This window comes from Streptomyces sp. 3-6 (assembly GCF_056323165.1).
Genome location: NZ_JBWHZP010000027.1, coordinates 1 through 16,635, shown reverse-complemented (window position 1 = coordinate 16,635; position 16,635 = coordinate 1). Strand labels below are relative to the sequence as shown.

At 74.6% G+C, this 16,635-nt stretch carries 17 protein-coding genes; 14 read left to right on the top strand and 3 right to left on the bottom strand.

The window, feature by feature from the left end; all coding sequences use genetic code 11:
- The first annotated feature begins 205 nt into the window (after positions 1-205).
- Positions 206-1,564 (top strand): phosphoglucosamine mutase, encoded by a 1,359-nt coding sequence (gene glmM / locus AC02VZ_RS24260; RefSeq protein ID WP_432055019.1) that lies wholly within the window; start codon positions 206-208, stop codon positions 1,562-1,564.
- A 216-nt stretch (positions 1,565-1,780) separates the two neighbouring features.
- Here glmM and coaA read toward each other — a convergent pair whose 3' ends face one another.
- Complete coding sequence (gene coaA / locus AC02VZ_RS24255; RefSeq protein WP_362092474.1) at positions 1,781-2,749, bottom strand: type I pantothenate kinase; 969 nt, start codon at positions 2,747-2,749, stop codon at positions 1,781-1,783.
- 300 nt (positions 2,750-3,049) lie between these two features.
- Here coaA and AC02VZ_RS24250 point away from each other — a divergent pair, with 300 nt between their 5' ends.
- The 7 genes from AC02VZ_RS24250 (at position 3,050) to tsaE (ending at position 9,925) form a co-directional block, all read left to right on the top strand.
- Positions 3,050-3,841, top strand: a complete 792-nt coding sequence (locus AC02VZ_RS24250) for a hypothetical protein (RefSeq protein ID WP_432055020.1) — start codon at positions 3,050-3,052, stop codon at positions 3,839-3,841.
- 81 nt (positions 3,842-3,922) lie between these two features.
- On the top strand, positions 3,923-4,294 hold the full coding sequence (locus AC02VZ_RS24245) for a holo-ACP synthase (RefSeq protein WP_432055021.1): 372 nt from the start codon (positions 3,923-3,925) through the stop codon (positions 4,292-4,294).
- Positions 4,291-4,455 carry a hypothetical protein gene (locus tag AC02VZ_RS24240; protein WP_432055022.1) on the top strand — a complete coding sequence of 55 codons (165 nt, stop codon included), beginning with the start codon at positions 4,291-4,293 and terminating at the stop codon, positions 4,453-4,455. Before AC02VZ_RS24245 ends, AC02VZ_RS24240 begins: the two co-directional genes overlap by 4 nt.
- Before the next feature lie 392 nt (positions 4,456-4,847).
- On the top strand, positions 4,848-6,281 hold the full coding sequence (locus AC02VZ_RS24235) for an NAD(P)H-hydrate dehydratase (protein ID WP_476476387.1): 1,434 nt from the start codon (positions 4,848-4,850) through the stop codon (positions 6,279-6,281).
- 355 nt (positions 6,282-6,636) lie between these two features.
- On the top strand, positions 6,637-7,920 hold the full coding sequence (gene alr / locus AC02VZ_RS24230) for an alanine racemase (RefSeq protein ID WP_432055024.1): 1,284 nt from the start codon (positions 6,637-6,639) through the stop codon (positions 7,918-7,920).
- 261 nt (positions 7,921-8,181) lie between these two features.
- On the top strand, positions 8,182-9,429 hold the full coding sequence (locus AC02VZ_RS24225; protein ID WP_432055025.1) for an alpha/beta fold hydrolase: 1,248 nt from the start codon (positions 8,182-8,184) through the stop codon (positions 9,427-9,429).
- Positions 9,395-9,925 (top strand): tRNA (adenosine(37)-N6)-threonylcarbamoyltransferase complex ATPase subunit type 1 TsaE, encoded by a 531-nt coding sequence (gene tsaE / locus AC02VZ_RS24220; RefSeq protein WP_432055026.1) that lies wholly within the window; start codon positions 9,395-9,397, stop codon positions 9,923-9,925. The genes AC02VZ_RS24225 and tsaE overlap by 35 nt, the downstream gene beginning before the upstream one ends.
- Positions 9,926-10,323: 398 nt before the next feature.
- Here tsaE and AC02VZ_RS24215 read toward each other — a convergent pair whose 3' ends face one another.
- The gene (locus AC02VZ_RS24215; RefSeq protein ID WP_476476386.1) at positions 10,324-10,482 is read right to left on the bottom strand and encodes a hypothetical protein; all 159 of its coding nucleotides are present in this window, start codon (positions 10,480-10,482) and stop codon (positions 10,324-10,326) included.
- Positions 10,483-10,733: 251 nt separating this feature from the next.
- The gene (locus AC02VZ_RS24210; protein ID WP_432055028.1) at positions 10,734-11,288 is read right to left on the bottom strand and encodes a hypothetical protein; all 555 of its coding nucleotides are present in this window, start codon (positions 11,286-11,288) and stop codon (positions 10,734-10,736) included.
- 118 nt (positions 11,289-11,406) lie between these two features.
- Here AC02VZ_RS24210 and tsaB point away from each other — a divergent pair, with 118 nt between their 5' ends.
- The 6 genes from tsaB to AC02VZ_RS24180 form a co-directional block, all read left to right on the top strand.
- Complete coding sequence (tsaB, locus tag AC02VZ_RS24205) at positions 11,407-12,060, top strand: tRNA (adenosine(37)-N6)-threonylcarbamoyltransferase complex dimerization subunit type 1 TsaB (protein WP_432055029.1); 654 nt, start codon at positions 11,407-11,409, stop codon at positions 12,058-12,060.
- Positions 12,057-12,701: a GNAT family N-acetyltransferase gene (locus AC02VZ_RS24200; protein ID WP_432055030.1), complete on the top strand. Its 645-nt coding sequence runs from the start codon at positions 12,057-12,059 to the stop codon at positions 12,699-12,701. Before tsaB ends, AC02VZ_RS24200 begins: the two co-directional genes overlap by 4 nt.
- Positions 12,694-13,851: a tRNA (adenosine(37)-N6)-threonylcarbamoyltransferase complex transferase subunit TsaD gene (gene tsaD, locus AC02VZ_RS24195; RefSeq protein WP_476476385.1), complete on the top strand. Its 1,158-nt coding sequence runs from the start codon at positions 12,694-12,696 to the stop codon at positions 13,849-13,851. Before AC02VZ_RS24200 ends, tsaD begins: the two co-directional genes overlap by 8 nt.
- Complete coding sequence (locus AC02VZ_RS24190) at positions 13,848-14,120, top strand: hypothetical protein (protein WP_476476384.1); 273 nt, start codon at positions 13,848-13,850, stop codon at positions 14,118-14,120. The genes tsaD and AC02VZ_RS24190 overlap by 4 nt, the downstream gene beginning before the upstream one ends.
- Positions 14,121-14,336: 216 nt before the next feature.
- Positions 14,337-15,398: a LacI family DNA-binding transcriptional regulator gene (locus tag AC02VZ_RS24185; protein ID WP_432055033.1), complete on the top strand. Its 1,062-nt coding sequence runs from the start codon at positions 14,337-14,339 to the stop codon at positions 15,396-15,398.
- A 175-nt stretch (positions 15,399-15,573) separates the two neighbouring features.
- Positions 15,574-16,635 (top strand): IS4 family transposase (locus AC02VZ_RS24180; RefSeq protein ID WP_476476383.1); only part of this gene is annotated, 1,062 nt, incomplete at its 3' end.

Here is a 16,635-nt window from a genome sequence, read left to right as displayed (position 1 = left end):
GGCGCTCAAACGCTAATGTGATCGGATGGTCGGGCCCGGTGTGGCCATGGATGCGCGAGCCGCACACGCATCACGACCGCGGAACACATCACATCTTTCGTCAGCGGCACAACCGTCGAACGCGCGGGCGGGTCCAACGTCCCGGCACGGCCGGGACGTCACCACGGCACGGTCATTCGACACTGACGCTTCCTCAGGAGGACAAGTGGGACGACTCTTCGGCACGGACGGCGTGCGTGGCGTCGCCAACGCGGGCCTGACGGCGGAGATGGCGATGGGCCTCTCCGTGGCCGCCGCGCACGTACTGGCCGAGGCGGGCACCTTCGCGGGGCACCGCCCGACCGCCGTGGTGGGACGTGACCCGCGTGCCTCCGGGGAGTTCCTGGAGGCCGCCGTGGTGGCCGGTCTGGCCAGCGCGGGCGTGGACGTGCTGCGGGTCGGTGTGCTGCCGACGCCCGCCGTCGCCCACCTCACCGGTGCGCTCCGCGCCGACCTCGGGGTGATGCTGTCCGCCAGTCACAACGCCATGCCCGACAACGGCATCAAGTTCTTCGCGCGCGGCGGCCACAAACTGGCCGACGAGCTGGAGGACCGCATCGAGGCCCTGTACGACGAGCACCGCACCGGTGCCCCCTGGGACCGCCCGACCGGCGCCGGCGTGGGCCGGGTGCGGGACTACGCGGAGGGACTCGACACCTACGTCTCCCACCTCGTCGGCGTCCTGCCGAACCGGTTGGACGGCTTGCGGATCGTCCTCGACGAGGCGCACGGTGCCGCCGCCCGGGTCTCGCCGGAGGCGTTCGCGCGGGCCGGCGCCGAGGTCGTCACCATCGGTGCCGAACCGGACGGGCTCAACATCAACGACGGCTGCGGCTCCACCCACCTCGAACGGCTGCAGGCCGCCGTCGTGGAGCACGGCGCCGACTTCGGCATCGCCCACGACGGCGACGCCGACCGCTGCCTGGCCGTGGACCACACCGGGGAGGAGGTCGACGGCGATCAGATCCTCGCCGTCCTCGCCCTGGCGATGCGGGAGCGGTCCGCGCTGCGCTCCGACACCGTCGTCGCCACCGTGATGTCCAACCTCGGTTTCAAGCTGGCCATGGAGCGCGAGGGCATCCGCCTGGTGCAGACCGGCGTCGGTGACCGGTACGTGCTGGAGGAGATGAAGCGCAACGGCTACGCCCTCGGGGGCGAGCAGTCCGGCCACGTGATCATCCTCGACCACGCCACCACCGGCGACGGCACGCTCACCGGCCTGATGCTCGCGGCCCGGGTCGCCGAGACCGGGCGCCCGCTGCGGGAACTGGCGTCGGTCATGGAGCGGCTGCCGCAGGTCCTCATCAACGTGCCGGACGTGGACAAGTCCCGGGTGACCACGTCCCCGGAACTCGCCGCCGCCGTGTCGGACGCCGAGCGGGAGCTGGGCGCCACCGGCCGCGTGCTGCTGCGCTCCTCCGGGACGGAACCGCTGGTCCGCGTCATGGTGGAGGCCGCCGACATCGACCAGGCCCGCTCCGTCGCCGGCCGTCTCGCGGACACCGTGAAGTCGGCGCTGGGCTGACGGGGGCGGGGGCGGCCCCCGGAAGTGGGGCGGCCCGGTGCCCGTGGGGGCGCGGGCTGCCCGGCGCCCTCCGCCGCCGCTCGGCGGGGATCGGCGGAGGGCGGCGGACAGCAGCCGAGAGCGGCGGGCTCGGCCGGGGTGGGGCAGGCGGTCCGGGGACTCACTGTCCGGGGGAGTCCCACTGTCGTGGAGCGTCCGCCGGACCCCCGGCCGCCGTCAGAGTTTGCGCAGGCGCAGGCGCTGCACCTTGTGGTCCGGTCCCTTGCGGACTATGAGGGTGGCCCGGCCGCGGGTGGGGGCGATGTTCTCCACCAGGTTGGGCCGGTTGATCGTGCGCCACATGGTGCGGGCGTAGTCCAGCGCCTCCTCCTCCGCGACCTGCGTGTAGCGGCGGAAGTAGGACGACGGGTCCTGGAAGGCCGTCTCGCGCAGCCGCTTGAAGCGGTTGAGGTACCAGCGCTCGATGTCCTCGGTCCGGGCGTCCACGTACACGCTGAAGTCGAAGTAGTCGGCGAGTCCGACCCGGGTCCGGCCGTCCTTGCCGGGCAGCGCCGGCTGCAGGACGTTGAGCCCCTCGACGATCAGGATGTCCGGGCGGCGCACCGTGAGCACCTCGCCGGGGACGATGTCGTAGATCAGGTGGGAGTAGACCGGCGCGGTCACCTCGTCCTTGCCGGCCTTGATGTCGGCGACGAACCGGGTGAGCGCGCGCCGGTCGTAGGACTCGGGGAAGCCCTTGCGGGACATCAGCCCGCGGGCCTGGAGCTCCTGGGTGGGCAGCAGGAAGCCGTCGGTCGTCACCAGTTCGACGCGGGGGTGCTCGGGCCAGCGCGACAGCAGGGCCCGCAGCAGCCGGGCGACGGTGGACTTGCCCACGGCCACCGATCCGGCGACCCCGATGACGAAGGGCGTACCGGCCTGGGACCCCTGCTCGCCGAGGAAGGTGTTCAGCGCGCCCCGCAGCTTGTCCGTGGCCCCCACGTACAGATTGAGCAGCCGGGACAGCGGGAGGTAGATGTCCCGCACCTCGTCGAGGTCGATGACGTCACCGAGTCCGCGCAGCCGCTCCACCTCCTCGGCGGTCAGCGGCAGCGGCGTCTTCTCGCGCAGGGCGCTCCACTCCGCACGGGTGAGGTCCACGTACGGGGACGCCTCCGGCCGCTGCCGGTGGGCGTTGCGAGACATCGAGGAGACCGGTGAGATCACAGTCCATTGTTAACGGAGGACGAACGGGTCGGCGGGTGGGGTGCGTCACGCGCCCGGCCCCGGCGCGGGGAGGGGGAGCCGCGAGGGAGGCCGGCGGGCCGTGGAGGTGTGCGGAGCGGCGGCTTCCGGCGCAGGCCACAGGGGGTGGGACCGTCAGGATCACGTCGGTGTCACGGTCATGTACCGGATAGTCGCATGCTTGATCATCTGTGGAGTCCCTGTGCATAAAGTGCGAACACGCGTGCGGAATTGTCCGCACTTTCCTGAAGAGAGACCACAGTGACGTCCACCGCCGTGCGCCGTACCGCGCTCGCCGCCTCCGCCGCCGCCCTCGCCCTGCTCGTCACCGCCTGTGGCGGCTCCGGTGACGACAAGGCCGCCGAGGACAAGAAGGGGGACGCGTCGGCCCCCGCCTCGTCCGCGCCCGCGTCCTCGGGCAAGGCGCTGACCGCCGCCGAACTGGAGAAGGCGGCGCTGGCCCAGGCCGACGTCAAGGACGGCAAGGTGGTCACCAAGCTGCCCGCGTCGGACGACGCCTCCGCCGATCAGGTCACCGCCGCGGACAAGGCGTGCCAGCCCCTCGCCCTCCTCCAGGGCGGTGTGCCGGTGGGTTCGCCGGCCGCGACGGTGAAGCGGTCGTGGACGGGCGAGGCCGAGAAGCCCGCCGCCGACGCCGACCCCGAGGAGGCGCTGCTCGCCGGCCTCGGCGGCGGCAAGATGATCATCACCCTCGCCTCCTACGAGGACGGTGGCGCCGAGCAGGTCATCAAGGACGTCGACGCCGCCACCGAGAAGTGCGCCGGCGGCTACGCGTACACCGCGGTCGGCGAGAAGACCAAGGCGGTCAAGGTCACCGCGGCCGACCGGCCCGAGGGGGCCGACGAGGGCCGTTCCGTGACGGTCGACATGGAGCTCGAGGAGGGTCTGTCGGCGCCGATGAAGGTGGTCGTCGCCCGCAAGGGCTCCACGGTCGTCTCCTTCGCCGCCGTCGACTTCGCGGCGCTCGCCAAGGGCGAGGACTTCGACTTCCCGGCCGAGATCGCGGACGCCCAGCTGGCCAAGCTGGACTGACCGGGCGGGACGGCGCGTCCGGCGGCCGGGGCCTCTCCGTCCGCTGCGGCGCGCCGTCGCCCGCGGCCGTAGGGTGACCGCATGAGCATCATCGGGGTCGGGATCGACGTCGCCGAGATCGAACGGTTCGCGGCGTCCCTGGAACGCACGCCGGCACTGGCTCACCGTCTCTTCGTCGAGGGCGAGTTGCTGTTGCCCGGCGGGGAACGGCGGGGCGTCGCCTCGCTGGCCGCCCGGTTCGCCGCCAAGGAGGCGCTGGCCAAGGCCCTGGGGGCGCCCGGCGGCATGCACTGGACCGACGCCGAGGTGTACTGCGAGGACAGCGGCCGGCCCCGGATCCGGGTGCGGGGCACCGTGGCCGCCCGCGCCGCCGAACTGGGCGTCCGCTCCTGGCACGTGTCGCTGAGCCACGACGCGGGCGTGGCCTCGGCGGTCGTGGTGGCGGAGGGATGACGGGCCCGGGCCCGGCCGCCGGAACGGGCGGCACCGTCCCGCTCGCCTTCCCCGGCGTGGCGGTCGACCTGCCGGTCTGGGGCGAGGCGATGCTCGTCGTCGCCGCCTCGCTGAGCATCCTCTTCGCCCTGATCCGGCTGCGGCGCAACCGGCGGCGGTAGCGGGGAATTCCCGGGACCGCGCACAGGGGTGGCCCGGCCCCCGGGCGTCCGGGCTGCCGGGTTGTTCGGGCTTCAGGGTGTTCGGGCTGCCGGGCGTAGGGGCTTCCGGGCGTCAGGGCTTCCGGGAGTGCGGGCGGGACGGCTTCGTGCCGGTGCCCGGCAGCCCCGCTCACGGGGCCGTGCCCTCCTTCGGTGCCGCAGCCCTGCTGCGCCCCCGGCTCCCCTCCGCGCTCCCGCACGCTGCACCGCCCGTTCACCCTCTCGGCTCATGCTGCCTTCGTCTCCGCCTTCGCCTCCATGCCCGTCTGACACCTCCCCTCCGTGGTGCCGGTCCGGCCGCTCCGTGGTGCCGGTCCGGGAGTCGGGGCGGCCGGTGCGGGACACTCGGACGCATGCGGACTGCGTACAGCGTTCAGACGGTCAGGGCGGCGGAACGGGACCTGATGGCGCGGCTGCCGGAGGGGGCGCTGATGCAGCGCGCCGCCGCCGGACTCGCCGCGGCCTGCGCGGAGTTGCTCGGGCGGGTCTACGGCAGCCGGGTGGTGCTGCTGGTCGGCAGCGGCGACAACGGCGGCGACGCCCTGTACGCCGGTGCCCGGCTCGCCCGGCGCGGCGCGGGCGTCACGGCGGTGCTGCTCGCGCCGGAACGCGCCCACCCCGGCGGGCTCGCGGCACTGCGCCGGGCGGGCGGCCGGACCGTGGGGGTGGACGGCGCCGTCGGCCTGGTCGAGGGGGCCGACCTCGTCGTGGACGGCATCGTCGGGATCGGCGGCACGGGGGGACTCCGGCCGGAGGCGGTGCCGCTGGCCGAGGCGGCCCGCCGGTCACGTGGCGCGGTGGTCGCCGTGGACCTGCCGAGCGGGGTCGACGCCGACACCGGGGAGGTGCACGGGACGGCCGTCCGCGCCGACCTGACGGTGACGTTCGGGACGCACAAGCCGGGCCTGCTGATCGATCCCGCGCGGGAGTACGCCGGGTCGGTGCGGCTGGTCGACATCGGACTGACCCTGCCGGCCGAAGCGGAACTCCAGGCCCTCCAGCACGCCGACGTGGCCCGGATCCTGCCCGAGCCCGGGGCCGAGAGCGACAAGTACCGGCGGGGTGTCGTCGGCGTCGCCGCCGGTTCCGCCCGCTACCCGGGCGCCGCCGTGCTCGCCGTCGCCGGGGCGCTGCGGGGCGGCGCGGGCGCCGTGCGGTACGTCGGCCCCGCCGGCGACGCGGTGATCGCCCGCTTCCCCGAGACGCTCGTGTCGGACCGGGGCCCCGCGCACGCGGGCCGGGTGCAGGCGTGGGTGACGGGGCCGGGGGCCGGGGAGGACGCGGCGACCGTGGCGGAGGTACTGGCCGCCGACGTACCGGTGCTGATCGACGCCGACGGGCTGCGGCTGGCCGACCCCGACGCCGTACGGGCCCGGCGGGCGCCGACCCTGATGACCCCGCACGCCGGGGAGGCCGCCGCCCTGCTCGGCGTCGACCGGGGGGAGGTCGAGGGGGCGCGGCTGCGGTCCGCGCGCGAGCTGGCCGGGCGGTACCGGGCGACCGTGCTCCTCAAGGGCTCCACGACTCTGGTCGCCGACCCCGACGGGGGTCCCGTACGGGTGAACCCGACCGGGACCTCCTGGCTGGCGACCGCGGGCAGCGGGGACGTGCTGTCGGGACTCGCCGGCTCGCTGCTGGCGGCGGGGCTGTCGACACGGGACGCCGGCAGCGTCGCGGCCTATCTCCACGGCCTGGCCGGCCGATTCGCGGCGGACGGGGCACCGACGGGGGCGCAGGACGTGGCCGGACACATCATCCGGGCGTGGCGGGACGTGATGCGCGGCTGACCCTCTCGACCGGTGAGGGGCGGCTGGTCCTCACGGCCGGTGGCGGGCGGTGTGGCGGCGGACCAGAGGGGACCGGGTGCGGGCGGATGGTCCCGCTCCCGTCGTGCGCATCCCTCGTCGGCCGGCGGCCGGTCCCGCCCCCGCCGCTCGGCTCCCCGTCCGGCGACCTCCGGCGACCTCCGGCTCCATGGACCGGTCCCTTCCCGGCCGCGGACCCCGGACCCCGGTGCGCAAGGGCCGGCGCCGGGATGCTTGGGTGCAGACGTCGTTGATGAGCTCCGGTGCCGGGGCGGTGTCCGAAGGGGCGGACGCCGGTGCCCCGGGGCCGTCCACCCCCTCTGAGAGACTGAGCGCGATGAACGAGACACCTGCCTCACCGGGGACCGCGCACCTGCGGGCCCGTGCGGAGATCGACCTCGCCGCGGTGCGCGCCAACGTGCGCAGCCTGCGGTCCCACGCGCCGGGCGCCGCCTTCATGGCCGTCGTCAAGGCCGACGGGTACGGGCACGGCGCGCTCCCCTGTGCCCGGGCTGCCGTCGAGGCCGGGGCGACCTGGCTGGGCGCGGCCACCCCGCACGAGGCGCTCGCGCTGCGCGCCCCCGGGGCGGGTGTGCCGGCCGACGTGCGGGTGATGTGCTGGCTGTGGACGCCGGGCGGGCCGTGGCGGGAGGCCGTCGAGGCCGACATCGACGTCTCGGTCAGCGGCCTGTGGGCCCTGGAGGAGGTCACGGCGGCCGTGCGTCTCGCCGGGCGTCCGGCCAGGGTGCACCTCAAGGCCGACACCGGCCTCGGGCGCGGCGGCTGCCAGCCCGGCGACTGGGCCGACCTGGTCGCCGCCGCGCTGCGCGCCGAGGCCGACGGGCTGGTGCGGCTCGTCGGCATCTGGTCCCACCTGGCGTGCGCCGACGAGCCCGGCCACCCGGCCACCACGGACCAGCTCACCCGCTTCCGGGAGATGATCGCGGCCGCCGAGGCCCGGGGGGTCCGGCCCGAGGTCCGGCACATCGCCAACTCGCCGGCCGTCCTCACCCGCCCCGACAGCCACTTCGACCTCGTACGGTCCGGCGTCTCGGTCTACGGCATCGCCCCGAGCCCCGCCCTCGGCACCCCGGCCGACTTCGGGCTGCGTCCGGCGATGACCCTGTCCGCCTCCCTGGCCCTGGTGAAGCACACCCCCGGCGGCCACGGCGTCGGCTACGGCCACCGGTACGTCACCCCGGGCCCGACCACCCTCGGCCTGGTCCCGGTCGGCTACGCGGACGGGGTGCCGCGGCAGGCCTCCGGCGCGGGCCCGGTGCTCGTCGACGGCAAGCTGCGCACGGTGGCCGGCGGGATCGCGATGGACCAGTTCGTGGTCGACCTGGGCGGGGACGAGCCCCCGGCCGGCGCCGAGGTGGTGCTCTTCGGCCCCGGCGACCGGGGCGAGCCCACCGCCCAGGACTGGGCCCAGGCCGCCGGTACGATCGCGTACGACATCGTCACCCGGATCGGCGGCCGTGTCCCCCGCGTCCACCTGCACGCGTCCCCGGAAGGCGCGGGTGCCCCGTCCCCGGCCGAGGGCCGGGAGGGCGGCGGCCCGCGGGACGGGAGCGGCGCGCCCGCCCGGCGGGAGGGCCCCGGCGCATCCGGCGCGCCCTGAGCGGGCATCCGGGGAACGAGGCCCCGGCGGCCGGGTGAACCACGCCCGGCGCGGGGACGTCACACGACGTGAGACAGCGTCCGGCGGGAGCGTCCCCGCCCGACCGGCCCCGGGAGCCCGCCCTGAGACCCACAGCCCCCGCGACCGGCGGCCCGGTGGCCCCGGCCGACCCGGCGGACCCGACGCACCGGTGAACCCGGTGCATCCGGTGAATCCCTCGGACCCCCTGGACCCCTTGGACCCCGCGAAGAGGAGCGGTACGTGAGCGAGACGAGTGCGGAGACCGTCGCGTCCGCCGCCACGGCGGCCGCCGCTTCCGCCGCCGGGGCCCCCGCCGGCTGGCGCCGGGCGACCGGGGTCGCCGGCGTCGCGATAGGCGTGCTCGCCACCGGTGCCGCGGCCGGGGTCGCCCTGGAACGGATGACGGTCGGCCGGGGAATACGGCGCAAGGCGCGGCTCGCCCTCGACTCCGCCGGGCCCTACGGCGCGCTGCGCGGCACCCCCGGCAAGGCGTACGCCGACGACGGCACCGAGCTGTACTACGAGGTCGACGACCTGGACCCGGAGCCCGCCCCCGCCCGCCGGCGGCGGCTGTTCGGGCGCAGGTCACCGGCCCCGGTCACCGTGATCTTCTGCCACGGCTACTGCCTCAACCAGGACTCCTGGCACTTCCAGCGGGCGGCCCTGCGGGGCGTGGTGCGCACCGTCCACTGGGACCAGCGCAGCCACGGGCGCAGCGGCCGGGGGGCGGCCCAGACGGAGCGCGGCGAGCCCGTCACCATCGAACAGCTCGGCCGCGACCTGAAGGCCGTCGTCGACGCGGCGGCGCCGGAGGGGCCGATCGTGCTGGTCGGGCACTCCATGGGCGGGATGACGGTGATGGCCTTCGCCGACCTCCACCCCGAGGTGGTCCGCGAACGGGTCGTCGGCGTGGCCCTGGTGGGCACGTCCTCGGGGCGGCTCGGCGAGGTCAACTTCGGGCTGCCCGTGGCCGGGGTCAACGCGGTGCGGCGGGTGCTGCCGGGCGTGTTGAAGGCGCTGGGGCAGCGTGCCGAGCTCGTGGAGAAGGGCCGCCGGGCCACCGCCGACCTGTTCGCGGGGATCATCAAGCGCTATTCGTTCGCCTCCCGGGACGTCGATCCGGCCGTCGCCCGGTTCGCCGAGCGGATGATCGAGGGCACGCCCATCGACGTCGTCGCCGAGTACTACCCGGCGTTCAACGACCACGACAAGACCGAGGCCCTCGCCCACTTCGCGGACCTGCCGGTGCTGGTGCTGGCCGGGGTGGACGACCTGGTCACCCCCAGCGAGCACAGCGAGGAGATCGCGGGCCTGCTCCCGGACGCGGAGCTCGTCCTGGTCCCGGACGCCGGGCACCTGGTCATCCTGGAGCACCCGGAGGTGGTGACCGACCGGCTCGCCGACCTCCTCGTCCGTGCGGGGGCGCTGCCGGCAGCGGCTACCGTGAAGGGCTATGGAAGCACCAGCAGCACCGCACGGCCCGGCTGAGCCGCCGTCCGCGCCTCCCGTAGAGCTGACCGTCACCTCACCCGAGCAGATGCGGGACCTCGGCCGCCGCCTCGCGAAGCTGCTGCGCGCCGGTGACCTCGTGATGCTCAGCGGCGAACTCGGCGCCGGGAAGACCACGCTGACCCGCGGGCTCGGGGAAGGGCTGGGGGTGCGCGGCGCCGTCACCTCCCCGACGTTCGTGATCGCGCGCGTGCACCCGTCCCTCGGCGACGGGCCGCCGCTGGTCCACGTGGACGCCTACCGGCTGTCCGGCGGCCTGGACGAGATGGAGGACCTCGATCTCGACGTCTCGCTGCCCGAGTCGGTGGTGGTGGTCGAGTGGGGCGAGGGCAAGGTCGAGGAGCTGACCGACGACCGCCTCCAGGTCGTCATCCACCGGGCCGTCGGGGACACCACCGACGAGGTCCGGCACGTGACGCTCACCGGCGTGGGCGACCGCTGGGCGGGCACCGACCCGAGCGTGCTGTCGGCCTGAGCCGCGGATCCCGCACGCGGGCGCCCGGACGAGGGCGCGGCGCGGCGGGCTGGTGCGTGAGGGCCGCGGAATCGCGGGAGCGAGAGGGGCTCACGGGACGGCAGGGGGCGCGCGGGCGGGGCCGGGTGGCTCCGGTCCGGCTCGGGCACAGGGCTCCCGGGCGCCGGTGCGCTGCGCGCGGGACTGCTCCGGTGCGCTCCGTCGTGCTCCGTCCGTTCGTGCGCTGCCGTCGGGGGTACCGGATGCTCTGCGCCGCCGTCATCGCGGGCGTGTCACCGGAACCACCGGGAGGACGCGGGCTCAGGACCGGCGTCGCGGGAGTTTCCGACAGGGTGTCGGGAAAATGTTGCGTTCCGCCTCATCGACGTGTTCACATGGTACCCAGAGCGTAGTTAGGTTTACCTAACCACGTCCGCCCCCGACTCGCAGGAGGCGTCCATGGCGGCCACCGAGAGTGCCCGTTCGTCCCCGACGCGGCCGGTGTCGCCGCCGTCGTCGCCCACGGTGTCCATGCGTGAGCTGCTGGCGTCCTGCGCCGCCGCCGCCGCGGTCTCCACCCCGCCTCCGCCCCCGGAGCCGCGTGTCTACGGGCCCGAGGAGCATCGCCGCGAGGCCGCGTAGCGACGGTCCCCCACGGTCCGGCCCCGCGGACCTACCACCGGACCGCACCGCTCGGACCCGTCGACCGTCGACCGTCGACGGCCCACGCCGACGACGCCGGACGTCGTGCCGGCGGAAGGTGGCTGTGTCCGTGTGAGACGTGCCGGCCGGCGCGGTCCCGGCCGGGGCGGTGCCGGCGCGCCCGGCGTCAGGGGACGACGACGACCTCGCGCCCGATCGTCGCGAAGGACCACATCGCCGCGCCGTCCGCACGCTTCTCGCGGATGCCCCCGGTCCGCACGCCGGGGTCGAGCGCGGGCGTCGAACCGTCGACCGCCGCGCTGAAGCCGATCACCGTGCCCTCGACACTCGTGAACCGCACGACGTGCTCGACCGGAATGCCGTCCGAACCGGTGATCCGCTTGGAGCGCGAGGTGACCCGGTAGGTGCCGGGCGCCGGGTCCACCGTGCTGGGGCTGACCGTGAAGGTGCGCTTGATCTTTCCGCCGTCCTCGACGAGCCACACCCGGTCGCTGCCGAGCGAGTACACCACCCGGACGCCCCGTCCGGATCCGGCGGGCACGGCGTTCGGCCCCCGCTCGGCCGCGGGTGCCTCGGAGGCCGCCGCCGGGGCGGCGCCGGAGGAGGCGGCCCGGCGCAGTTCGGGGGGCACGTTCGCCGACGCCTGGTAGCCGAGGTAGCCGACCGCCGCGAGGGCCGCCGCGGTGAGTCCCGCGACGATCGCCGAACTGCTGCCTGCCACCGTGGTCACCTCTGTCCCGGTCTGCCCGTTGTGTGCGTACGCGGCACCGACGGTAGCAGTCCGTGACCGTTCGCCCCGTGCGGCCGTGGCGCCGCCGCGAGCGCCGTAGGCTGTTTGCGTGCTCTTGCTCGCTCTGGATACCGCCACCCCCGCCGTCACCGTCGCGCTGCACGACGGCGACGACGTCATCGCCTCCTCCAGCCAGGTGGACGCCCGCCGCCACGGGGAGCTGCTGCTTCCGGCGATCGACCGGGTCCTCTCCGAGGCCGGCCGGGGGCTGGACGCGGTCACCGGCATCGTCGTCGGCATCGGCCCCGGTCCGTACACGGGACTGCGCGTCGGCCTGATGACGGCCGACACCTTCGGACTCGCGCTCGGGGTCCCCGTGCACGGTGTGTGCACGCTGGACGGTCTCGCCCACGCCGCCGCGGTGGACGGCCCCTTCGTGGTGGCGACCGACGCCCGCCGCAAGGAGGTCTACTGGGCCCGGTACGCGGACCCGCGCACCCGGGTCACCGACCCGGCCGTGGACCGGCCCGCCGACATCGCCGAGCAGGTCAGGGGCCTGCCCGCGGTCGGTGCGGGTGCGCTGCTCTACCCCGAGACCTTCCCGCGCGCCCACGAACCCGAGCACGTGTCCGCCGCCGCGCTGGCCCGGCTGGCCGCCGAGAGACTCGCGGCCGGTGCGGAGCTGCCCGCGCCCCGGCCGCTGTACCTGCGCCGTCCCGATGCCCAGGTCCCCAAGAACTACAAGGTGGTCACCCCGAAGTGACGGGAGCCGAGACAGTCGTGTTGCGTGAGATGCGGTGGTGGGACATCGAGCCCGTCCTGGAACTGGAACGCGAACTGTTCCCGGAGGACGCCTGGTCCCGCGGGATGTTCTGGTCCGAACTCGCCCACGCCCGCGGCCCCGGGGCGAGTCGGCGGTACGTGGTCGCCCAGGAGGGCGACCGCATCGTCGGCTACGCCGGGCTCGCCGCCTCCGGCGCGGCCCAGGACGGCGCGCCGGACGCTTCCGCGGGCGGGGAGCGCGCGGGCGGTTCCCCCGGCGGCGGGTCCGCCGGGGGCGACTCCCCGGAGGACGGATCCCCAGGCGGCGGCGCGGACGTCCAGACCATCGCCGTCACCCGGGACCACTGGGGCACCGGCCTCGGCTCGCGGCTGCTGACCGACCTGCTGCGGGCCGCGACCGCCTTCGAGTGCAGCGAGGTGCTGCTGGAGTGCCGCGTCGACAACGTCCGCGCCCAGAAGCTCTACGAGCGCTTCGGCTTCGAGACCATCGGAGTCCGGCGCGGCTACTACCAGCCGGGGAACGTGGACGCCCTGGTGATGCGCCTGACCGACCCCTCCACCCCGCCCACCGCCCCGGACCGATCCGTGAACGGCGTACAAGGAACCGAGAACCATGGCTGACGAACCCCTCGTTCTGGGGATCGAGACCTCCTGCGACGAGACCGGTGTCGGTGTCGTGCGCGGCACCACCCTGCTGGCCGACGCCGTCGCGTCCAGCGTCGACGAGCACGCCCGCTTCGGCGGAGTGGTCCCGGAGGTCGCCTCCCGCGCGCACCTGGAGGCGATGGTCCCCACCATCCGGCGCGCGCTGAAGGACGCCGGGGTGAGCGCCCGCGACCTGGACGGCATCGCCGTCACCGCCGGCCCCGGCCTCGCCGGCGCGCTCCTGGTCGGCGTCACGGCGGCCAAGGCGTACGCCTACGCCCTCGGCAAGCCGCTCTACGGGGTCAACCACCTCGCCTCCCACATCTGCGTCGACCAGCTGGAGCACGGCTCGCTCCCCGAACCGACGATGGCGCTGCTGGTGTCCGGCGGGCACTCCTCCCTCCTGCTGTCCACGGACATCACCTCCGACGTCCGCCCCCTGGGCGCGACCATCGACGACGCGGCGGGCGAGGCGTTCGACAAGGTCGCCCGGGTGCTGAACCTCGGCTTTCCCGGCGGTCCGGTCATCGACCGGTACGCCCGCGAGGGCGACCCGCACGCCATCGCGTTCCCGCGCGGCCTGACCGGCCCGCGCGACCCGGCGTACGACTTCTCCTTCTCCGGGCTGAAGACGGCCGTGGCCCGCTGGATCGAGGCCAAGCGGGCGGCGGGGGAGGAGGTGCCGGTGCGCGACGTGTCGGCCTCCTTCCAGGAGGCGGTCGTGGACGTCCTCACCCGCAAGGCCGTGCGCGCGTGCAAGGACGAGGGTGTCGACCATCTGATGATCGGCGGGGGAGTCGCCGCCAACTCGCGTCTGCGGGCCCTGGCCCAGGAGCGCTGCGACGCGGCCGGCGTCCGGCTGCGCGTGCCCCGCCCCAAGCTGTGCACGGACAACGGCGCGATGGTCGCCGCCCTGGGCGCGGAGATGGTGGCCCGCAACCGGCCCGCCTCCGACTGGGACCTCTCGGCCGACTCGTCCCTGCCGGTGACGGAACCGCACGTGCCGGGCAGCGCCCCCCTCGACGCCGACGGGCGGCCCCACGGGCACGCGCACGGCCACGGCCACGCCCACAGTCATGACCACGACCACGTGCACGAGACCGCCAAGGAGAACCTGTACTCATGACGGTCGCCCTGATGTGGGAGGCCCGCGCGCTCCCCGGGAAGGGGCCCGACCTGCTGGCCTGGGCCGAGGAGCGGCTGCGGGAACTCCCCGCGCCGCCCGTCCGCCGCGAGGTCCTCCGGGCGCCTCAGGACCGGGTCCTGGTGATCACCTGGTGGGACGCCCCGTACGACGCCGACCTCCCCGAACTGCCCGAGCCGGACGCGGGGACGACCGCCCGGCCCGTGCACCGCTGGCGATTCGAGTCCGTCGGGTCCGTCGGCGGCGCGTGACCCGCGGTCCACCGGGGACGGGTGGGCCGAGCGGGAGCCGGCCGGGACCGCTGAGGGGAACAGGCCGTGCGCTGGTGAGGTCCTTCCCCGGGGGAGGTCTCGCGAATGTTTAGCCGGTGAGGGCGAAAGTTCCGGGCGTCGGTCGGAAACCGGTCGTCCTTTCCTGTCTTCCCCAGCACTACGCCACCCGCGCCCCACGGGGTTACGATCGCCGCCATGACTTCCCCGCAGCCCGCCGAAGCCCGGCCGCGACGGCGCACCGCACAGTCCGCGACCCTCGCCGAGATCGCCCGTGAGGCGGGTGTCTCCGCACCGACTGTTTCGAAGGTGCTCAACGGTCGCGCCGACGTCGCGCCCGGCACCCGCAACCGGGTGGAGGAGCTGCTGCGCGCCCACGGCTACCGGCGCCGACGCGCCGAGGCCACCCGCTCGCCGCTGATCGACCTGGTCTTCCACGAACTGGAGAGCGCCTGGGCGATGGAGGTCATCCGGGGCGTGGAGAACGTCGCCAGGAGCACCGGGCTGAGCGTCGTGCTGTCCGAGAGCGCCGGCCGGCTCACGCCGGGCCGCACCTGGGCCGACCAGGTCGCCGCCCGGCGCCCGCACGGTGTGATCCTGGTGCTCTCGGGCCTCGACGCCTCCGGGCAGGCGCTGCTGACCAGCCGTTCGATCCCCTTCGTGGTGATGGACCCGGCCGGGGACCCGGGCACCGACGTGCCGTCCATCGGTGCCACCAACTGGCAGGGCGGGCTCGCCGCCACCCGCCACCTCATCGAACTCGGCCACACCCGGATCGGCGCCATCAGCGGGCCCTCGCGGATGATGTGCAGCCGCGCACGCGTCGACGGCTACCGGGCCGCCCTGGAGACCGCCGGACTGCCGGTGGACCCGGGACTGGTCGTGACCGGCGACTTCCACCACGAGGCCGGCTACCGGCAGGGCCTCGCCCTGCTGCGCCGGCCCGACCGGCCCACCGCCGTCTTCGCCGGCAACGACCTGCAGGCGCTCGGGCTGTACGAGGCCGCGCGCGAGCTGGGCCTGCGGATCCCGGAGGACGTGAGCGTGGTCGGGTTCGACGACCTGCCGATCGCGCGCTGGGTGGGACCGCCGCTGACGACCGTCCGACAGCCGCTGACCGAGATGGCGGAGGCGGCGGCGAGGCTGGTGCTCGACCTCGGCCGCTCCGACGAGGCGCCGCCCGCGACCCGGGTCGAACTGGCCACCAGCCTGGTCGTCCGCAGCAGCACGGCACCGCCGGGGGCCGCTGCGGGGAGCTAGCCCCAAGGCCGTGAAGTTTGCGGGCTGGGTGGGGTTGTCCAGGGGTTGTGAACTGCGGTTTCGCCGGACGTGAGGAGCGGAGCCCCGGTAGAACTGGCAGTCGACCAAGACAAGCCGTTCACAAGTACCGGAGGCTCCGCTGTCCGAACAGTGTGCCATCACGCGTGTCGTCACGGTGGCCGGAGGCCGGTTCGCGCCCGGCCACCTCGGTGAACTCACCCAGCTCATACCCTTCGAGATGGTCGACGAGGCATTGAAGGCGACCGGCAGGGTCCAGGAACGACTGCGGGATCTGCCGTCTCGGGTGGTCGTCTACCTGCTGCTGGCCGCGTGTCTGTTCCCGGAGGTGGGATACCCCGGGGTCTGGCGCAAGCTCACGGGTGCGCTGGCCGGTCTGCCCCTGGCCGCGCCGTCGGCGAGCGCGCTGGCCCAGGCCCGCCGCCGTATCGGCGCCGCACCGCTGAAATGGCTGTTCGACCTGTTGAAGGGCCCCGTGGCCGGGCCACGGACACCGGGAGCGTGGTGGCGCGGTCTGCTGGTGGTCGCGGTCGACGGCACCACCATGACTGTGCCCGACAACCCCGCGGTCCTGACCCGGTTCACCAAGCAGGCGGGCAACCACGGCGGGACCGGCTACCCGCAGGTCCGTCTGCTGGCCCTGGTCGCCTGCGGCACCCGCACTCTCATCGACGCCGTCTTCGGACCCACCACCTCGGGTGAGACCACCTACGCCCCACGCCTGCTGCCCAGCCTGCGACCGGGAATGATCCTTCTGGCCGACCGCAACTTCGCCGCCCAAGGGTTGATCAACGACATCGCGGTCACCGGGGCCGAGGTCCTGGTCCGGCTCAAGAACGGCCGCCGGATGCCGGTTCTGGCCCGCTACCGGGACGGCTCCTACCTCTCCGTCCTCGGGCCGGTACAAGTCCGCGTCGTCGACTGCGAGATCACGGTCACCACCAGAACCGGGAAACACACCGGCCTCTACCGGCTGGCCACCACCCTGCTCGACCACCACCGCCACCCCGCCGGTGAACTGGCCACGCTCTACCACCAGCGCTGGGAGATCGAAACCACCTACCTGGAACTGAAGTCGACCATCCTGGGCGGCAGGGTCCTTCGCGCCCGGACTCCCGAAGGCATCAACCAGGAGATCCACGCACTCCTCGTGGTCTACCAACTGCTGCGGACCGCGATGGCGGACGCCACCGGCACCCGGCCCGGCACCGATCCGGAC